Origin of the sequence: Shewanella inventionis (genome assembly GCF_019931735.1) — a bacterium.
GTDB classification, from domain to species: domain Bacteria; phylum Pseudomonadota; class Gammaproteobacteria; order Enterobacterales; family Shewanellaceae; genus Shewanella; species Shewanella inventionis.
This window is the reverse complement of sequence record NZ_CP082926.1, coordinates 4,743,559-4,763,372: the sequence shown is the minus strand read 5'-3', so window position 1 is coordinate 4,763,372 and position 19,814 is coordinate 4,743,559. Positions and strand designations below refer to the sequence as shown.

Sequence of the window (19,814 nt, the reverse complement as noted above, 5' to 3'; positions counted from 1 at the left end):
CATCAAAATAGCGACGTTGCATTTTTTGCAACATCACATGCCGAATATATCATTTTAAGCAATGCTATGGATAGGCTATAGTCAACTCAATCGCAAAGTTTGAATGAATATCAAACGTAGTTTGCGTCCCAAATAGATAAATTTTAAAGGTGGTATCAGATGGCTAACTATTTTAACTCTCTGAATTTACGTCAACAATTAGCTCAATTAGCACAATGCCGCTTTATGGAACGTTCTGAGTTCAGCGACGGTTGCCAATATATCAAAGATTGGAACATTATTATTTTAGGTTGTGGCGCACAAGGCCTTAACCAAGGTTTGAACATGCGCGACTCTGGCTTAAATATTTCTTTTGCCCTACGTCCTGAAGCTATCACTGAAAAGCGCGCATCTTGGCAAAAAGCAACCGACAACGGCTTTAAAGTCGGTACATTTGAAGAACTTGTGCCTGATGCTGATTTAGTGCTTAACCTGACGCCAGATAAGCAACACACTAATGTTGTTAATGCCGTTATGCCATTGATGAAACAAGGTTCTACGTTAGCCTATTCTCATGGTTTCAACATTGTTGAAGAAGGCATGCAAGTGCGTTCAGACATTACTGTCATTATGGTTGCACCTAAGTGTCCAGCAACAGAAGTGCGCGAAGAATATAAGCGTGGTTTTGGTGTGCCAACACTGATTGCTGTTCACCCAGAAAACGACCCAAGAGGCGATGGTTTAGCGATTGCTAAAGCGTATGCAAGTGCAACCGGTGGTGATCGTGCTGGTGTATTAATGTCGTCGTTTGTTGCTGAAGTTAAGTCAGACTTAATGGGCGAGCAAACCATTTTATGTGGCATGTTACAAACAGGTGCGATTTTAGGTTACGAGAAAATGGTTGCCGATGGCGTTGAGCCAGGTTATGCCGCTAAGCTTATTCAGCAAGGTTGGGAAACCGTTACTGAAGCGCTTAAACATGGCGGTATTACCAACATGATGGACCGTTTATCAAACCCTGCAAAAATCAAAGCGTTTGATATGGCTGAAGAGCTAAAAGAAATCCTTAAACCGCTATTTGAAAAGCACATGGATGACATTATCAGCGGTGAGTTCTCTCGCACCATGATGGAAGACTGGGCTAATGATGACGCAAACTTGCTACGTTGGAGAGCAGAAACCAACGAAACGGCATTTGAAAATGCGCCAACATCATCTGAGCACATCGATGAGCAAACGTATTTTGACAAAGGCATCTTCTTGGTTGCGATGATCAAAGCCGGTGTTGAACTAGCCTTCGATACTATGGTTGCAGCTGGTATTGTTGAAGAGTCGGCTTATTACGAGTCGTTACATGAAACGCCATTAATTGCTAACACGATTGCCCGTAAACGTTTATACGAAATGAACGTGGTTATTTCTGACACTGCTGAGTACGGTTGTTATTTATTTAACCACGCAGCAGTACCCATGCTACGTGACTATGTGAATGCCATGTCGCCTGAGTATTTAGGTGCTGGACTTGCTGAGTCTTCAAATGGTGTTGATAACCAACGTTTAATCGAAGTGAATGAGCAAATTCGTCACACTGATGTTGAGTTTATTGGTGCTGAGCTTCGCGGCTACATGACTGACATGAAGCGTATTGTTGAAGCGGGCTAAGCGTTAAAAAACTGATGTTGTTCCTGTTCAGTTGTTGGCTGTAAATACAGTATCGTTGTCGGACAGGCATCAATCGAAACGCCCCAATGAGTGTTAAATGGGGCGCTGAAAAAACAAATTGATAGAGTGAGTTTTAAAGTAATTTTAGATTGAACTCATGCGTTAAGTTTTTGTTGTTGTTTGCATTGTCTCGGCAGGGAAGCTGAATTTTTTTTACATAGACAATTTTTTAGTTGTGCTCAGTAAATCTTTTATGGTACTTGTTAGTCATACCGTAACGTTTATTGAACATAAGCGAACGAAAAAATATTTGAAACTTAGGATACTGTCTAAAACATGTTAAACCGTGCAGCCATGCTCATTCTCGTGATTATTACCGTAGTGATTATTAAGTCACAGCGGGGGTGGCGTTTGACAACTAGACTGACCTAAGAGTCACAAAGATTGCAAAACCCCCGCTCCGAAAGGATCGGGGGTTTTTTAGTTTAAGGCTAAATAAAAATATCCAAACATGACGTAGAGCAAGCAAAACATTGACGAAGTAGAGATAAAAATTATGGAAGCAGGACAGAAAATGCGCGGCGCGGATGCAGTAATCAAAGTACTAGCAGCACATGGTGTTACCACAGTGTTTGGTTATCCTGGCGGGGCAATTATGCCTATTTACGATGCGCTCTATGGTAGCCCTGTTGAGCATTTACTTAGCCGTCATGAACAAGGTGCGGCATTTGCCGCGGTTGGTTATGCAAGAGCCAGTGGTAAAACCGGTGTTTGTTTTGCAACCTCAGGCCCTGGGGCGACCAATTTAATCACTTCGTTAGCCGATGCCTTGCTCGATTCTGTACCGTTAGTGGCCATTACTGGCCAGGTCTCTACTGCCGTTATTGGCACTGATGCTTTTCAGGAAATCGATGTGCTTGGTATGTCTTTGTCATGTACCAAACATAGTTTTATGGTTACCGACATCAATGATTTAATCCCTACGCTATATCAAGCATTTGAAATTGCTGCCGAAGGCCGCCCAGGTCCAGTATTGGTTGATATCCCAAAAGACATTCAAATTGCCGAGCTTGAGTACAAAACACCTCTACAAAGTGTTGCTGATGAGCTAGTGGCGACCCAATGCGAGCTTGATTCGGCTATCGAATTACTTTCACAAGCTAGTAAGCCAATGTTGTATGTTGGTGGCGGTGTGGGCATGGCAGGTGCGGTTGCACATTTACGTGAATTTATAGATGCCACAGGTATTCCGTCGGTTGCAACGCTTAAAGGCTTAGGCAGTATTGCCCACGGCACCAAAGGATACTTAGGCATGTTAGGTATGCACGGTGGTAAAGGGGCAAATCTCGCTGTACAAGAGTGTGATTTATTAATCGTTGTTGGTGCTCGTTTTGATGACCGAGTCACAGGGCGATTAGCCAGCTTTGCCAGTAATGCCAAAGTATTGCACCTAGATATTGATGCGGCTGAGTTAGGTAAATTGCGCCAAGCCGAAGTGGCTATTGCCGCAGAGCTTCGACAAGTCTTGCCTGCGTTAACTCAAGCTGTAAAAGGTAAGCTGGCGTTTAGTCAGTGGCAAGCTGAGGTAGAAACGCTTTCGCGTCAACATCAATGGAACTATCAACACCCAGGTGATTTAATTTACGCGCCAGCTATGTTGCGCCGTTTAGCCAATAAATTACCTGAAGACAGCGTGGTGGCGTGCGATGTGGGGCAACACCAAATGTGGGTTGCTCAGCATATGTGGTTTCGTCGTCCTGAAGATCATTTGTCTAGCGCTGGCCTTGGCACTATGGGCTTTGGCTTGCCAGCAGCCATTGGTGCTCAGGTGGCGCGCCCAGATGCTACGGTGGTCACGGTCTCTGGTGATGGTTCGTTTATGATGAACGTTCAAGAGTTGACGACCATTAAACGTCGTAAGCTGCCGGTTAAAATTTTACTGATAGACAATCAAAAATTGGGCATGGTTAAGCAGTGGCAGCAGCTGTTTTTTGAAGAGCGCTACAGCGAGACTGACTTGTCTGACAACCCTAACTTTGTGTTAATGGCGTCGGCTTTTGATATTCCTGGCCGGACGATTAACCATGCTGATCAAGTCGAGCAAGCACTCGATGAAATGCTTAACAGCAGTGGTCCTTACATGTTGCACGTCGCGATTGATGATGCCTTTAATGTATGGCCATTAGTTCCACCCGGAGCCAGTAACAGTGACATGATGGATCAAATGGAGAAGCAAACATGATGCATAATCTTGAAATAACCGTTCAACAACGTCCAGAAGTGCTAGAGCGTGTTTTGCGTGTTACTCGCCACCGTGGATTTAAAGTCACTCAAATGCAGATGCGCATCAATGACGATGCTAGTATGGCTGTAGAATTATGGGTTGAGGCTGAACGTGCAATAGAACTGTTAAGTAATCAGCTCACTAAATTAATTGATGTCACCCAATGCAAGGTGATACCAGCGGTGTCACTTGGGCACGCAGCAAACAGCTAAACATACATTATTACCCATTTTAATGCGTTACTTGTGATAACACGGGTAACTTGCTCCACATTACACAAGGATATTTGCAATGCCAAAATTACGTTCAGCAACCAGTACCGAAGGCCGCAACATGGCAGGTGCCCGCGCACTATGGCGTGCCACTGGAGTTAAAGAAACCGATTTTGGTAAGCCAATTATTGCGATTGCCAACTCATTTACACAGTTTGTACCAGGGCATGTGCATTTAAAAGACATGGGCTCGCTTGTTGCCAGTGCGATTGAAGAAGTGGGCGGTATTGCTAAAGAATTTAACACCATAGCTGTGGACGACGGCATCGCCATGGGACATGGCGGTATGTTGTACAGCTTGCCTTCACGTGAGTTGATTGCCGACAGTGTTGAATACATGGTTAATGCGCATTGTGCTGATGCGTTAGTGTGTATCTCAAACTGCGACAAAATCACCCCCGGCATGTTAATGGCTGCGCTGCGGTTAAACATTCCGGTTATTTTTGTGTCTGGCGGCCCAATGGAAGCCGGCAAAACTAAGTTGTCTGACAAGTTAATCAAGCTTGATTTAGTCGATGCTATGGTCGCTGGCGCGGATACCAATGTTAGCGATGCAGACAGTAAGCAAATTGAACGCAGCGCTTGTCCAACCTGTGGTTCGTGCTCAGGTATGTTTACTGCAAACTCAATGAACTGTTTAACAGAAGCCTTAGGCTTGTCATTACCGGGTAATGGGTCGATGTTGGCGACTCACGCCGATCGCCGTGAATTATTTTTAGAAGCAGGCCGCCGAATAATGAAGCTGGCTGAGCGTTACTATAAGCATGATGATGAAAATGCATTGCCGCGTAATATTGCGTCTTTTAAAGCATTTGAAAACGCAACTGCATTAGACATCGCCATGGGCGGTTCATCTAATACCGTATTGCATTTATTGGCAGCGGCTCAAGAAGCTGAATTAGCCTTTGATATGGCTGATATCGATCGTATGTCACGTCTGGTTCCGCATTTATGTAAGGTTGCACCATCAACCCCTAAATACCACATGGAAGATGTGCACCGTGCTGGTGGCGTGATGGGTATTTTGGGAGAGTTAGACAGAGCAGGGTTATTGCACAATGATGTACCACACGTAGCAGCAGATGACGGCGGTGACCTAAAATCTGTATTAGCTAAATACGACCTAAAACAAACCAATGATCCTGCCGTGATTAAGTTTTTCAGCGCAGGCCCGGCTGGTATTCCGACCACTAAAGCCTTTAGCCAAGATTGCCGCTGGGACAGTGTGGATGATGACCGCGAAAATGGCTGTATCCGCGCACGTGAATTTGCGTTTAGTCAAGAAGGTGGCCTAGCTGTACTTGCGGGTAACGTGGCAACTGATGGCTGTATAGTGAAAACCGCTGGTGTGGATGAGTCAAATTTAACCTTTGTGGGCAGTGCCCGCGTGTATGAAAGCCAGGATGATGCTGTAAGCGGAATCCTAGGTGGCGAAGTTGTTGCAGGTGATGTGGTGGTGATCCGTTACGAAGGCCCTAAAGGCGGCCCTGGTATGCAAGAAATGCTGTACCCAACCACTTACCTTAAATCTCGTGGTTTAGGCACTCAGTGTGCGCTAATTACCGACGGACGTTTTTCTGGTGGTACATCGGGCTTATCTATTGGTCATATTTCACCAGAGGCCGCATCGGGCGGTACTATCGCACTGATTGAAAACGGCGATCAAATTGCGATCGATATTCCAAAACGCAGTATTCAATTGAATGTGAGCGATGACGAATTAGCACGTCGCCGTGATGCAATGGACGCCAAAGGTCCATTAGGTTGGAAGCCTGTATCACGTGAGCGTTATGTATCGTTAGCGTTAAAAGCGTATGCGCTATTAGCAACCAGTGCAGATAAAGGTGCGGTACGCGATCGCACTAAACTGGAGGGGTAGTATGTTGGCATTGGCGTCTCAAACTCAATTAGATTTAGCGCATTATTATTTGCAGAAAATTTTGCTGTCGTCGGTTTACGATGTTGCGAAGGTGACGCCATTGTCGAGCATGAATAAATTATCCGCTCGGTTTGGTTGTCAGGTGTACTTAAAGCGTGAAGATATGCAGCCTGTGCATTCATTTAAGTTGCGCGGTGCTTACAACCGGATTGCTGCGCTAACTCAAGATGAATGCGATAAAGGCGTGGTGTGTGCCTCGGCGGGTAACCATGCTCAGGGCGTAGCCATGTCAGCGGCCAGCCGCGGCATTGATGCCGTGATTGTTATGCCAAGTACCACACCAGACATTAAAGTTGATGCTGTGCGTCGCCTTGGTGGTAATGTGGTGTTGCATGGGCAAGCCTTTGATCAAGCAAATGATTATGCTAAAAACCTATCGGCAACTGAAGGGCGTGTGTATATCGCGCCGTTTGATGACGAGGCCGTGATTGCTGGCCAAGGCACCATTGCCCAAGAGATGGTGCAGCAGCAACGTGACATCGAAGTAGTCTTTGTGCCCGTGGGCGGTGGCGGGTTAATTGCCGGGATTGCTGCGTATTACAAAGCTGTTATGCCCCAAGTTAAAATTATTGGTGTTGAGCCAGAAGATGCCGCCTGCTTAAAAGCGGCATTAGAAGCGGATGAGCCCGTTACATTAGCGCAAGTCGGTTTGTTTGCCGACGGTGTCGCGGTGAAGCGTATCGGCACAGAACCTTTTAGGCTGGCACGTGAATACGTAGATCATGTGGTCACAGTGACCTCTGATGAAATTTGCGCTGCAGTTAAAGATATTTTTGAAGACACTCGAGCCATTGCTGAGCCTGCTGGGGCGTTATCAATTGCGGGTTTAAAAAAATATATGGCACTACAGGGCGACAGTAGCGATGCGCCTAAAAAAGCCGCTGCCATATTAAGTGGGGCTAATGTTAACTTTCATAGCCTTCGCTATGTGTCTGAGCGTTGTGAGCTTGGTGAGCAAAAAGAAGCCGTGTTGGCGGTTAAAGTACCTGAAAAACCAGGCAGCTTTTTACGTTTTTGTGAGCTACTTGAAAAACGCCCAATGACTGAGTTTAACTATCGTTTTAGTAGTCGAGATATGGCGGTAGTATTTGCCGGTATTCGTTTAACGGGCGGCCAAACAGAACTGGCTGAAATTGTCGCCAAGCTTGAGTTAGAGGGTTTTGAGGTTCAAGATCTTTCTCAAGATGAAACCGCTAAACTGCATGTTCGCTATATGGTTGGCGGTCATCCACTTGAGCCGTTAGAAGAGCGCCTATTTAGCTTTGAGTTTCCTGAGCATCCTGGCGCTTTGCTGAAGTTTTTAACCACCTTACAAAGTAAGTGGAACATAAGTTTGTTCCATTATCGAAATCATGGCGCTGCATTTGGCCGTGTTTTGGCAGGCTTTGAAGTGCCGGCAAGTGATGATGGCGCTTTTGCGCAGTTTTTAACGGACTTAGACTTTGTTTATCAAGAAGAAACTCATAGCCCAGCTTATAAGTTATTCTTAAATAGTGCTAAGAGTTAAATAGTGCTAAGAGCTAAATAGAGCAAAGAGCTAAATACATTAAGCATTCAACACTGCTAAAGGTAACTGTTTAGTGGTTAAAAGTTGAATGAAATCAGCTATGCACTGGGCTGATGGTGAATAAATTATTATCACATTGAGATGATTTAACATCTCAGTGTGATATTGTCAGTGCGCCTAAAACGAAAATATATTCGTAGGTTAATACCAATACCATCAAAGTGTAATGCCGTTATTGGGTTATGTCATTGTGATGGATTGCTTATATGTAGGGTAAATTTTTCCATGCGCTTGTAGTTATATGCAGGCGTATACGACCTCATTTTAAGGAGACATTGATGTTACCCGTGCCAACTATTCCAGCCTTTATGCCGCCGCGCCGTACCTTAATGGGTCCTGGCCCATCTGATGTATATCCAGAAGTACTTGCAGCGCAGTCGCGTCCTACCATTGGTCATTTAGACCCGCTATTTGTCGGCATGATGGATGAGCTAAAAAGCCTGATCCAGTATGCCTTTCAAACTAAAAACGAAATGACCTTAGCGGTATCGGCTCCTGGTAGTGCCGGTATGGAAACCTGTTTTGTTAATTTGGTTGAGCCAGGCGAAAAGGTTATCGTGTGCCGCAACGGTGTATTTGGTGAGCGCATGCGCCAAAATGTTGAGCGTGTTGGTGGTGTTGCCGTTGTTGTCGACAATGAGTGGGGCGAACCCGTGTGCCCTGATAAAGTTGAAGCCGCGCTTGTGGCAAACCCCGATGCCAAGTTTTTAGCCTTTGTGCATGCAGAAACCTCTACTGGTGCCTTATCTGATGCCAAAACCTTATGCACGTTAGCGCAATTACACGACTGTATCAGTATTGTTGATGCGGTTACATCTCTTGGTGGTGTTGAGCTACTGGTAGATGAGTGGGGCATTGATGCGATTTATTCTGGCAGCCAAAAATGCCTTTCATGCGTGCCAGGGTTATCGCCAGTGTCTTTCTCGCCTAAAGCTGTTGCTAAGCTAAAAGCGCGCACTACGCCTGTGCAAAGCTGGTTTTTGGACCAAACACTGGTGATGGGGTATTGGGGTAATAACAGCGGTGCTAAACGCAGTTACCACCACACCGCACCTGTCAATGCGCTTTATGCACTGCACGAGTCATTGCGTTTACTGGCTAATGAAGGTTTAGAACACGCCTGGGCAAGACACCGTAAGATGCACCTGTTATTGCGTGATGGTTTAACCCAGTTAGGGCTTAAATTTGTAGTAGATGAAGCGTCGAGATTGCCACAATTAAACGCTGTGTATATTCCAGAAGGTGTTGATGATGCCGCTGTGCGTAAACATCTGTTAGAAGAGTACAACCTTGAGATAGGTGCAGGCTTAGGAGCATTAGCGGGTAAAGCATGGCGTATTGGCTTAATGGGTTTTGGTGCTCGCCGTGAAAATGTGGCCTTGTGCTTACGGGCTTTACAAGAGTCTCTCAGTTAAGCTTGTTGTTTCTGGGTTATGTTCATAAAAAATGACGCTACTGAGCGTCATTTTTGTTGAATAATGGTTTGTTGGACATGATTATTCAGCGAGCTTTTTTTCAATTTCGTTAACTTGCGCTTGTAATGCTTCGAGCTTTTCACGGGTTTTAAGCAACACATGTTGCTGTACTTCAAATTCTTCGCGCGATACCACGTCAAGTTTCATCAGTTGGTTTTGTAATACCTGCCGGCTACGCTCTTCAAACTCACCTGCAAATTGCTTTACACCGCTTGGTAAATTGTCGCTGAGTTGTTTTGCGAGCTCTTCTATTTTCTTTGGATTAATCATTATGATCCCCTACTGATATATTAAGGTAATTGTAACCGAGGTGAACGTTTTTCCAAAACCAAAGTGTGATTTTCTTAACTGTGTATTAGCGATTCTGCTATGATCCGCCTTCGTTTAGATTTAGTAAGGTGTCGATATTAATGAAACTCAATCCAGGGCAAAATGAAGCCGTACATTATGTCTCGGGTCCCTGCTTAGTGCTTGCGGGCGCAGGCAGCGGTAAAACACGTGTAATCATTAATAAAATTGCTTACCTGGTCGAAAAATGTGGCTATAAAGCGCGTAACATTGCCGCAGTAACCTTTACCAATAAAGCTGCGCGTGAAATGAAAGAGCGTGTGGCGCAGTCTATGGGGCGTAAAGAAGCGCGAGGGTTGTGGATTTCGACTTTCCATACTCTAGGGTTAGAAATTATTAAGCGTGAGCATAAAGTGCTTGGCCTTAAAGCAGGTTTTTCATTATTTGATGACCAAGACACCTTTGCGTTATTAAAAGAGCTGACTCAAGATGAGTTAGACGAAGACAAAGACCTTATTAAAGCGCTGGCCTCGGCGATTTCAAATTGGAAAGGTGGCCTGGTTATACCGCAGCAGGCGCGCAGCTTGGCAAAAGATGAGCAGGGGCAATTGTTTGCCATGTTGTACCAGCGTTATGCGCAGCACATGAAAGCCTACAACGCGCTTGATTTTGATGACCTGATTTTAATCCCAACCTTATTGCTGCGAATGAACGAAGAAGTGCGCACCCGTTGGCAAACACGCATTCAATATTTGCTGGTGGACGAATATCAAGATACCAACACCAGCCAGTATGAATTAGTGAAATTGATAGTTGGAGAGCGTGCCAGATTTACCGTGGTGGGTGATGACGATCAGTCAATTTATTCCTGGCGTGGTGCTAAGCCACAAAACTTAGTGTTATTAGGTAAAGACTTTCCTAAATTAAAACTGATTAAGCTTGAGCAGAATTACCGTTCTAGCCAACGTATTTTGCGCGCGGCAAACATTTTAATTGCTAACAACCCTCATGTTTACGACAAGGCATTATTTAGTGAACTCGCTTATGGTGAGCCGCTTAGAGTATTAATTGCTGCTAACGAAGAGCAAGAGGCTGAAAGGGTGGTGGCTGAAATTATTCGTCACAAGTTTGTTGGCCGGACTCAATTTGGCGACTACGCCATTTTGTATCGGGGGAATCATCAGTCGCGCTTATTAGAACGCGCCCTAATGACGAACCGTATACCCTATAAGTTAAGTGGTGGAACATCATTTTTTGCGCGCGCAGAAATCAAAGACATTATGGCTTATCTGCGTTTGGTGGTGAATCCAGATGACGATAACGCATTTTTACGTGTGGTTAATTTACCTAAACGTGGTATTGGCCCTGCCACTTTGGAGCGATTAGGCAATTTTGCCAATCAAAAGCATATTTCATTGTTTGAGGCTATTTTTGATGTCGAGCTGAATCATCATTTAGCACCTGCTGCGGTGAATTCGCTTTATCAATTTGGGCAGTTTATTGTCGATACGGGCGAGCTTGCCACGCGAGGGGAGCCAGTAGAAGCCATTAAGCAGCTTATTCGTAAAATTAATTACGAAGACTATTTATACGAAACCAGTACCAGTGCAAAAGCCGCTGAAATGCGCATGAAGAATATCTCTGAGCTGTATCGCTGGGTGACTGAAATGCTTGAAGGCGATGAACTTGACGAAGCCATGACATTGCCTGAAGTGGTGACGCGTTTAACCCTGCGTGACATGATGGAGCGCAATAGCGAAGATGAGGGCGGCGATCAGGTACAGTTAATGACCTTGCATGCTTCTAAAGGGCTGGAGTTTCCGTTTGTGTTTATGGTTGGCGTAGAAGAACGTATTTTGCCGCATCAATCGAGTATTGATGAAGATAATGTCGATGAAGAGAGGCGTTTAGCTTATGTTGGCATTACCCGCGCACAGCGTGAGTTGTGGTTTGTGATTTGCCGTGAACGTCGCCAATTTGGTGAAACTATGCGCTGCGAGCCAAGCCGTTTTTTACTTGAGTTACCCCAAGATGATTTAATTTGGGAAAACCGAAAACCGATACAAACTGAGCAGCAACGTGTTGAAACGGGTAGAAGTCATATTGCTAACTTGCGTGATATGTTTAAAAAGTAGGCCTAATATTATTATTTAGGCGCAGGATTTAGTTGGCTTTTTTTTTTCGTTAAATAACTTGCTGATAGCACGCCCCTGGCCAAGAGTGTATCCGAGATCGATAAATTGTCTTACCTGTTGTTGGGTGTCTACTGTTGTGGCGTATATTTCAAAATTAAGGGTTTGTGCCGTCAGTTGATAGGCTTTAACCAGTTGCAGCTGTTTATCATTGAGTAAGTGTTTACTGATATCAGTATCGAGTTTTAGTGCCGTGATGGGTAAAAAGCTGAGACAACTTAATGAGCTGTACCCCTTTCCATAACCATCAATGCCGATGTGAACGCCTAACTGGGTGATAATATCGAAACCATTGATGTGGTTTTCAGTGTCTTGTACCAGGGCTTTTTCATTAAAAAACAACATTAACTTATTAGGTTCAATATTGCTGGCTTTGATCGAGTTTTTTAAATTGCGTAGCACAAACTTATTTTTAATGTGTTGGCTGCTAATGGATAAGTGCAAAATAACATCTTGGTGATATTGCTGTTTAAGTAAATGATATTTCTGGCTTAGGTGAGAAAATATATACCCATCTAAATTGAGAGTAAGTTGATATTGCTCCGCTAAGCGCTTCATTTTAGCGTGTTCTATTTTACCGTGTAACGGATGTCGCCATTCAATGTTGGGTTCAATTGCAATGATTTCGCCTGTAGTAAAATCAACTACTTCTACATAATCAATATCAAATTGTTGTTGTTCAAGGGCCTGTTTAAAGTCGACTTCAAGTTCATGTTGTTGTTTTGATTGAGCACTGAGGTGATCATCAAAAATAACATAGCAACCTTTGCCGTTAGCTTTTGCCTGATACATCGCTGCGTCTGCGTCACGCAGTATTGACTCACTCGTCACTAGCTTATTGCGGCCACTAAAAGCAATACCGATGCTGGCACCTGAAATAAACTCTTGTTTAGCGAGTTGGTAGGGTTTAGATATGGCTTGTAATATGCGCTCGCTGACGTCGACAGCATCTTGAGTGGAACTTATAGAGTCAAGCAAAATAACAAATTCATCGCCGCCCATTCTAGCCAGTGTGTCATTGTCGCGCACACATGATTTTAGCCGCTGAGCAGTTTCTATTAAGAAACGGTCTCCTTCTAAATGACCAAATGAGTCGTTTATGAGTTTAAAGCGATCTAAATCGATAAATAATAAAGCAAATTGGTCTAATCCATGGCGGCGAAGATGCTTTAATGCTTGTGATAATCGTTCCATTAAGTAGCTACGATTAGGCAATCCGGTTAGGCCATCGTGTTGTGCGTCATGAACCAGTTGATCTTCAATTTTTCGACGTTGTTGTATTTCTTGTTGCAAGCTGTTGTTCAGTTCAGCGAGCGCACGAGTCCGTTCAATGACTTTGTCTTCTAATAATTCGTGGCTGTTTTTGAGTGTCTCAACCGCTTGTTTACGTTCAATCGCGTTGGCAATATGCTGCGATACAAAAGTGAGCAGCTCTAAATCTTTTAGTTGATAAATGTGCTCATCATTAAGGCTGTAAATAGTTAATGCCCCGGCAATGTCGCCATTAATCAGCAGCGGAATACCTATCCATTGATACATACGTTGAGTTTTGTTTAACTCTGGTGATTTTGAATATATATCACCATTAACCACCATTTGGGCAATGTCATTTGCTGATAATAACCGTGGTAGCTTATGGCGTAATATATATTCGGTTAAGCCATCTTGCATTGGTCGCGATGCTGGATATTCTGCCGCCATTTGAGATACATAAAATGGGAAAGACAACATGTTGTGGTCGTCTATTAATGAAATAAAACAATTTTGCGCTGGAATTAACTGACTGAGAATTGCGTGAATGCGCTTGTAGAAATCTTGTTGTAATACATTTGAAGCAGATAAATCGGCAATTTCGAATAACGCTTTTTGTAGTTTTTCGGCTTTAACACGTTCTTGAACTTCAATTTTAACTTTATCATAAGCTTGGCTAAGTTCTTTTGTGCGCTCTGTGATAGCTTGTTCTAGTTGCTCATGATGCTCAAGTCGCTCCATAACCCCAGAAATATGGTGACAAATAAAGCCCATTAACTCGAGTTCAAGCTCGCCATAGGTGTTGGCTTCGTTATAGCTTTGAACCACTAATACACCACTGACTACATCTTGGTTTTTAATTGGCACTCCAAGCCATTGATGGCTGGGTGAGCCTAAACTTTTAATGTCGCCACTGGCGATGAGCTCATTAAATTTTTTATCGTCACATAATAACGGTTCACCTTTTCTCAGAACGTATCCGGTTAAACCACTATTTAATAAAGATGAAATTTCTTGATCTGGGTATAACTCTGTTGGGTGAGAATCTTGTTGGTCTGCAAAAAAAGGTAAGCTGGTTAATCCCGTTTTAAGATTGCGTGATGCAATAAAGAAATTTTCAGCGGGTATAAGTTGTTGCAGGTGTAAATGTACTCGTTGATAAAAATCATCTAATGAGGTTACCTGGGTGGCAATATTAGATATGCCCAACAGCGCATTTTGAATGATCTCGGAACGTTTATATTTTTTAGCCAAACGCTTTAACCGAGCAATCCTTTTTTGTAGGTGCTCTACTCGTGGAGATGTTGTTGGGTGACTTAAATTGGTATCCATATCCCGAGCTGGCGTTATCCTATTAATAATGTGCACAAATATTTTTGAACAATCATTATAATTACCATAAATATAAATGTGATCCAAGCGAATTTATTGTAAGTATAAAGTTAATAACTATCCTGATTGCACATTTTACTTTCTAAAATGAGTCAAAAGTTAATCAGTCAGTTAAAAAAAGTAAATCAGTGCTAGACGTGAGGGTAATTTATCCCTACTATATGCGTCGCTAACCAAGGCGAGCGCCCATAGCTCAGCTGGATAGAGCGTACCCCTCCGGAGGGTAAGGCCGAAGGTTCGAATCCTTCTGGGCGCACCATTCCGTAAGCAGTGGTTATGTTGTATTGGTTAGTAGATTGAAAGTCAGTGGTGATTGTAGCTCAGTTGGTAGAGTCCCGGATTGTGATTCCGGTTGTCGTGGGTTCGAGCCCCATCAGTCACCCCATTCAATCAAAATTTTTATTTTCGGTGATTAGCGCAGCCCGGTAGCGCATCTCGTTTGGGACGAGAGGGTCAGAGGTTCGAATCCTCTATCACCGACCACATTTAAGTGAACAGGTTAACTTGATTAATTGGTTTACTGCACAGTTTAAAGTATATTTCGGTGATTAGCGCAGCCCGGTAGCGCATCTGCTTTGGGAGCAGAGGGTCAGAGGTTCGAATCCTCTATCACCGACCAATCTAACAAAAAAGCCACTCAAATGAGTGGCTTTTTTGTTTTCATTATTTGGTACTTTTTGTTTTCATTTTTGATATGAGTTACGCTTCTTTATATGTATGTCTGATGACTCTGCTATGTTTATCAGTCATCAATAAGAGTATTGTTCCCCAATAAAAAACCACTCCGTAGAGTGGTTTTTATTGGGTATGTCGCTAAGTCGTTATAGCTTTACATTGACCGGCGGCGAGATAAAGCCTTGGTAGGCATCGACTCTAAGCTCGGTAAAGCGACTGAGCTGTTGATCGTCTTGAATGCCAGTCACGATAACTTGAATATCTAAGCCTTTGGCAACGTTAATTAGGGCTCGGCATAGCTCACTATTATGTTGATTTTCATCAATGTAAGCAAACGATTGGTCTAGTTTGACGTAGTGTGGTCTTAGGCTTTGTAAGTAAGCCATTGAACCAAATTGACGTCCAAAGTGATCTATACCAAAGTGTGCTCCGCAATCGCGAATAACCTTACATAAGTTCTCACACGACTCTAAATCACTGTATACACTGGCTTCTGGGATTTCGAAGCAAATCCGCTCAGGGTATTTGTTTGCCCTTAAAAATTGCTTAAGCCACATATGAAAATCATTATCGCTAATACTTTGATTGGTTAAATTTATTGCGACTCTTTCGTAGTTGCGCTCAAGTAATCTGTGCTCATTGACGGTTTCGATGAGGCATCTATCCAATAGGGTGCCTAGTGACAGCAGCTCAATATAAGGCATGAATTGGCCAGCATGAAGTGTTGTGTCTGCTATTTGTAATTGGCAATATAGTTCACGTTGACATACTTCGTTTTTGGCGCTTAATTGGATTGGTTGCCAGCGGAACTGGAATTTTTTATGTTGAATGGCATACCCTAGGTTGGTGCGCCACTCTTCACGTGTAAACAATTGCTTTTGACTATTTTCAAACCAGTGGAATACTTTGGCTTCTTTAATTGATTGCTGCAACGCGTTGTCTGCTTGTGCCATCATATCTGATACTGTCATTTGACCTAAGCGCTCAGCAACACCAATATTAAATTGTTCATTAGGTTTGCAGCCGGCTTTGGTTATTTCTTTGTTTATTGTACGAATAAGGCTTTGTAAGTACTTAGTTAATTGGTCGTGCTCGCTATCTTCTACTAAAAATGCAAACTCATAAGCGGCTATTCTCGCAATGACTGAGTGTGCAATTTCGTCTTGGTGGTATTGTAATTTTTCTGACAGGATACGGATGGTTTCATCCCTTACCTGAAAACCAAATTTACTGTGTATGTCTTCTAGCCAATCCATTTTGACTAAAAAAAGTGCACCAGTGTTTGGCTCGCTCAGCCAGCCGTTAATACGACTGACCATATATTGCCTATTAGGTAATCCAGAGACTTGATCGACCAGATTTTTTTTGCGTAGTGCTGATACTTCTTCATCGAGTGAATTGAATACCTGCTTTAATTGTGCAGACATACTATTAAATGCGTTAACGAGCTCTTTTAGTTCTTTTGTTTTCGGTGGCTGCATATCTGGGCCAAATTGGCGTTCGGCAATTTTTTGTGCATGAACCGAAAGGGTATTGAGCGGTTTTAAAATCCAGCTTAAGCCGACGCGTGCAAATGCGATGGCGATTAAGAATAAAATTGAAAATAGAATGATTATGTCACTGATAATACGCCACAGCTCTTGGTAACCAAACCCAGGGTGGGCAGTTATTTCTAACGTGGCAATTTGCAGCCAGCCAGAGGTAATTGTTGTTTGCTTGTTGATGCTTTTAAATAGGCCAAGGTCGATAAACCATTGGGGCACGTTATTGACTTTTACCGCGTTATTCCAAACCTGTTGTTTACCGTCCACTAACCAGGTCAGTTTGATTTGTTGGTAGTAGCCCCCTTCAAAAATAACATTGACCAAGGTTTCGGCGCCAGCTGTATCTCCAGCTTCAAGCACTGGGGTTAGCATTAAACCTAATGAATTACTGGCATTATTAAGATCAGACTCCATTTGTTTCGTTAAAAAACCTTGGGTTTCTGAAAACTGTACGTAGGCCACACTTGCAATTGTTAGTAAAAAAAGTGCAAAAAGTAACGCATAGATCTGCCTGAACAGTGTCATGTTGCTACTACTCCATGTTGAGTTTGGGTTGGCGTAAGCGGTCTACACCTAATCTAAGTTTAAGGTCCGTCCATTTTTCAAGGCGTGATGATGAGCCAGCTAATACACCTCGACCTTTCTCTTTGTTTAACCATAACTGTTTACCATTAAAACTGTATACAGGAAGAAGATCTCTTCTTTGGGTGGCAGGTTTAATGGCTTTATCTAAATTATCTAGCACTAACGGTATTGAGTTAGGTTGTTCGTAATAGGCAAGTACCATGTGATATTGGTTTAGGGTTGTTGCTTTTACCATGGTGATTCGCAACTTATCTTCCGGTACGCCTAGTTGGAGTAGGGTGAAGTATTTTGCAATTGAAAAGTCTTCGCAATCACCGCCGTTAACCCCAATAAATTCCATGGGTGACGCCCAATAGTTTGAGTCTCCCCACAGAGTTTTATCATCAATAAACCTAAATAAATTAAAGAAATGATTCACTTTCTTTAATTTTTCTATATCACTGAGTTGCTGCGCTTCTTTAAGAATCTTAAACCAGGCATTAGCTCTTAGTGCGGCCCTGTCGCCGTAACGTTTTGTTAATGCTGAAACAACCTGCTGTTGGTTTAGCTCTTGAGTTGGAGCAGCAAATAAGCATGAAACTAAAAGGGCCGATGTCACTATAATGCTGTGACAGACCCTTTTGTAATACGCTGCGTTGACATGCCTGTCTTTACGACTCAATGACCCATATCCTGTTTAACGATTATTCATCCATATCGTCAACAGTATAGATAGTCCATCTCATCTTTGACATTGTATCTTCACCAGTTACTGTTGCGATGACGCGTCTATTACGCATTTCAGCTTCGGGTGTACCGCTAGTATCAATGGGCTTATCGAAACTATACCCAACTGCAGACATTCTCTGAGCGCTAATATCGAATGTTTTTTCTAGTACATCAATAACGGCTTTTGCACGCTTTTGAGACAAGGCTAAATTGAGTTCGTAACTGCCTCTAAGACTAGTGTGACCTTCAATAATGGCTTTAGTCTCTGGGTGTTTTCTCATTATTTTTGCGACTTTTTCTATTTGGTCGTAATACTGTGGCTCAATGACATCAGAATTATTTTCAAATAAAATTTTGAGATCTTGTCTGTCATTAATATCGTTAACTTGACCACAGCCATAATTATCAACCTCTGCACCTAATATGGTGCCTGCGCAATTTTCACGAGCAGTGATAACGCCGTCCTTGTCCATATCGGTTAGGTCAAATTTTTGTTCTGTTGGTTTTTCGAGTTCGACAATATCGTTCATTGAACAGCCCGTAGCGGCCAACATAGCGAGTAGAATCATTAAATATTTCATTATTGAACTCCTCCCTCATAAGTGCGTTCACCGCGCCATTCATCTGGGCGAGTCACTCTTAATGAGTCAAGTAGGCTGCCGGAGGCATTTAGCACTCTATAACGAGCTGCAATTTCGTCATACTCGGTTTGAAGGTAATCTTTACGAGCCTCAAATAACTCGTTTTCAGTGTCGAGTAAATCAAGAAGAGAGCGTTGACCTAAATTGAACTGTTGAACATAGGCAACTTGTGTTTGTTTGGCTGCAATCACGTGCTCACGAATATATTGCTTTTGTGGTGCTAGCATGTCGAAGGCATTCCAGGCTAAAGACATCCCTTCAACAACTTGACGATAAGCACGTTGTTGAATTTCTTTGGCTTCATTAATTTTGTACGCTGTTTCTCTGTCGCGTGCTAAATCCTTGCCGCCTGAAAATAAGTTGTATTTAACCCGTACCATGGCCACTAAGTCATTGCTGTGGCCATTGACGTTTTGACTGCTTAGCGCGCTGTAACCGTCTTCGCCATCAACGTCATTATTCCAGTTGCCGTTAAGCTCTAAACTTAGCTGTGGAAAGTAATTTGCCTTGGCAGAATTACGCTCGTTTTTAGCTGCGTTAATATCACCTTCAGCTGACTTGAGGATTGGGTGATTGGTTTTTGCGAGCATGAGCCCTTTGTTTAAATCTTCTGGAAGCATGTCTGCATCGGGTACGGGCAGAACTAGGTTTTCTGGTTCTGATTCGACGATTCGAATAAATGCCGCTTTTGCATCTTCTAGGTTATTTTTTGCTGACACTACATTTGCGTTCGCACGAGCTAAACGCCCCGTGATTTGCGATAAATCAGCAATTGAGCCTAATCCTGAGTCTGTGCGTTCTTTGATTTGCTCAAAAATAGCTTTGTGGCTTTCGAGGTTTTTTTCTGAAAGCGTTAAGACTTGCTGGCTACGGATGTAGTCTAGGTACACTTTAGTCACTTCGAGCGCCATGTCTTCAGCAGCAGCAAATAAAGCCCATTGATCTGCCGTTGCTTCATACGAATAGCGATCTACTTCGCTGCTGGTATAAAAACCGTCAAATAACATTTGCTTGATGCTAAAGCCTGCTTCGCCGCGATTTAAGTCTATTACGCCATCGCCATCAACATCACCCTGGCCTGCTTTGCGGCGAGTTGAAGGGGTGTCGGTTTGTTCCCAACCGTAACCGGCTGAGACATCCACCGTAGGCAGAAAGCCTGCAGTCGCCTGGTTAACCTGTTCTTCACGAGCTTTAAAACGGTTAAAGGCAATCCGTAAATCTGGATTGGTGTCTAGTGTATGTGCAACAGCCTGCTCAAGTGATTGACTTGAGGCGGCTGGCGCAATCAACACTGACAAAGCAAGTGCTACTGCGCTTATCTTTGTGTGCAGATTATTAGTCGTGCTCATTTAAAACCCTC

Annotated in this window: 13 protein-coding genes and 4 tRNA genes; 11 read left to right on the top strand and 6 right to left on the bottom strand. The window is 43.3% G+C overall.

Translation table 11 applies throughout. The features are described from left to right. The first annotated feature begins 159 nt into the window (after positions 1-159). From ilvC to K8B83_RS21270, 6 genes are all read left to right on the top strand, one after another. The gene (gene ilvC, locus K8B83_RS21295; protein WP_188735637.1) at positions 160-1,641 is read left to right on the top strand and encodes a ketol-acid reductoisomerase; all 1,482 of its coding nucleotides are present in this window, start codon (positions 160-162) and stop codon (positions 1,639-1,641) included. 556 nt (positions 1,642-2,197) lie between these two features. Then, entirely contained in the window at positions 2,198-3,883 is a 1,686-nt protein-coding gene (gene ilvG, locus K8B83_RS21290; RefSeq protein ID WP_223418804.1) for an acetolactate synthase 2 catalytic subunit, read from the top strand. Next, entirely contained in the window at positions 3,880-4,137 is a 258-nt protein-coding gene (gene ilvM / locus K8B83_RS21285) for an acetolactate synthase 2 small subunit (protein ID WP_188735633.1), read from the top strand. The genes ilvG and ilvM overlap by 4 nt, the downstream gene beginning before the upstream one ends. A 79-nt stretch (positions 4,138-4,216) precedes the next feature. Continuing rightward, positions 4,217-6,076 (top strand): dihydroxy-acid dehydratase, encoded by a 1,860-nt coding sequence (gene ilvD, locus K8B83_RS21280; RefSeq protein ID WP_188735631.1) that lies wholly within the window; start codon positions 4,217-4,219, stop codon positions 6,074-6,076. 1 nt (position 6,077) lies between these two features. Then, complete coding sequence (gene ilvA / locus K8B83_RS21275; protein ID WP_188735629.1) at positions 6,078-7,643, top strand: threonine ammonia-lyase, biosynthetic; 1,566 nt, start codon at positions 6,078-6,080, stop codon at positions 7,641-7,643. A 338-nt stretch (positions 7,644-7,981) separates the two neighbouring features. Next, complete coding sequence (locus K8B83_RS21270) at positions 7,982-9,118, top strand: pyridoxal-phosphate-dependent aminotransferase family protein (protein WP_188735628.1); 1,137 nt, start codon at positions 7,982-7,984, stop codon at positions 9,116-9,118. Positions 9,119-9,199: 81 nt separating this feature from the next. Here the strand turns inward: K8B83_RS21270 and ubiK are convergent, their stop codons facing one another. Further along, positions 9,200-9,448 carry a ubiquinone biosynthesis accessory factor UbiK gene (gene ubiK / locus K8B83_RS21265; protein ID WP_188735625.1) on the bottom strand — a complete coding sequence of 83 codons (249 nt, stop codon included), beginning with the start codon at positions 9,446-9,448 and terminating at the stop codon, positions 9,200-9,202. A gap of 140 nt (positions 9,449-9,588) precedes the next feature. Here ubiK and rep point away from each other — a divergent pair, with 140 nt between their 5' ends. Continuing rightward, the gene (gene rep / locus K8B83_RS21260; RefSeq protein ID WP_188735624.1) at positions 9,589-11,601 is read left to right on the top strand and encodes a DNA helicase Rep; all 2,013 of its coding nucleotides are present in this window, start codon (positions 9,589-9,591) and stop codon (positions 11,599-11,601) included. A 15-nt stretch (positions 11,602-11,616) separates the two neighbouring features. Here the strand turns inward: rep and K8B83_RS21255 are convergent, their stop codons facing one another. Beyond that, positions 11,617-14,241 (bottom strand): sensor domain-containing diguanylate cyclase, encoded by a 2,625-nt coding sequence (locus K8B83_RS21255; protein WP_188735622.1) that lies wholly within the window; start codon positions 14,239-14,241, stop codon positions 11,617-11,619. A 242-nt stretch (positions 14,242-14,483) separates the two neighbouring features. Here K8B83_RS21255 and K8B83_RS21250 point away from each other — a divergent pair. From K8B83_RS21250 to K8B83_RS21235, 4 genes are all read left to right on the top strand, one after another. Beyond that, positions 14,484-14,560, top strand: a tRNA-Arg gene (locus K8B83_RS21250). Positions 14,561-14,610: 50 nt separating this feature from the next. After that, positions 14,611-14,686, top strand: a tRNA-His gene (locus K8B83_RS21245). Positions 14,687-14,707: 21 nt separating this feature from the next. Further along, positions 14,708-14,784: transfer RNA gene (locus K8B83_RS21240), tRNA-Pro, on the top strand. Between the two features lie 59 nt (positions 14,785-14,843). Next, positions 14,844-14,920, top strand: a tRNA-Pro gene (locus tag K8B83_RS21235). A gap of 202 nt (positions 14,921-15,122) precedes the next feature. Here the strand turns inward: K8B83_RS21235 and K8B83_RS21230 are convergent. The 4 genes from K8B83_RS21230 to K8B83_RS21215 all read right to left on the bottom strand — a co-directional run bounded on the left by K8B83_RS21230 (position 15,123) and on the right by K8B83_RS21215 (position 19,803). After that, the gene (locus tag K8B83_RS21230; RefSeq protein ID WP_188735612.1) at positions 15,123-17,045 is read right to left on the bottom strand and encodes a bifunctional diguanylate cyclase/phosphodiesterase; all 1,923 of its coding nucleotides are present in this window, start codon (positions 17,043-17,045) and stop codon (positions 15,123-15,125) included. A 7-nt stretch (positions 17,046-17,052) separates the two neighbouring features. Continuing rightward, a complete protein-coding gene (locus tag K8B83_RS21225; RefSeq protein WP_188735610.1) occupies positions 17,053-17,703 on the bottom strand; it encodes a transglutaminase-like cysteine peptidase in 651 nt (216 codons plus the stop codon). Between the two features lie 85 nt (positions 17,704-17,788). Further along, positions 17,789-18,394 carry an OmpA family protein gene (locus tag K8B83_RS21220; RefSeq protein ID WP_188735609.1) on the bottom strand — a complete coding sequence of 202 codons (606 nt, stop codon included), beginning with the start codon at positions 18,392-18,394 and terminating at the stop codon, positions 17,789-17,791. Continuing rightward, complete coding sequence (locus K8B83_RS21215) at positions 18,394-19,803, bottom strand: TolC family outer membrane protein (RefSeq protein WP_188735607.1); 1,410 nt, start codon at positions 19,801-19,803, stop codon at positions 18,394-18,396. Before K8B83_RS21215 ends, K8B83_RS21220 begins: the two co-directional genes overlap by 1 nt. Between the last annotated feature and the right edge of the window lie 11 nt (positions 19,804-19,814).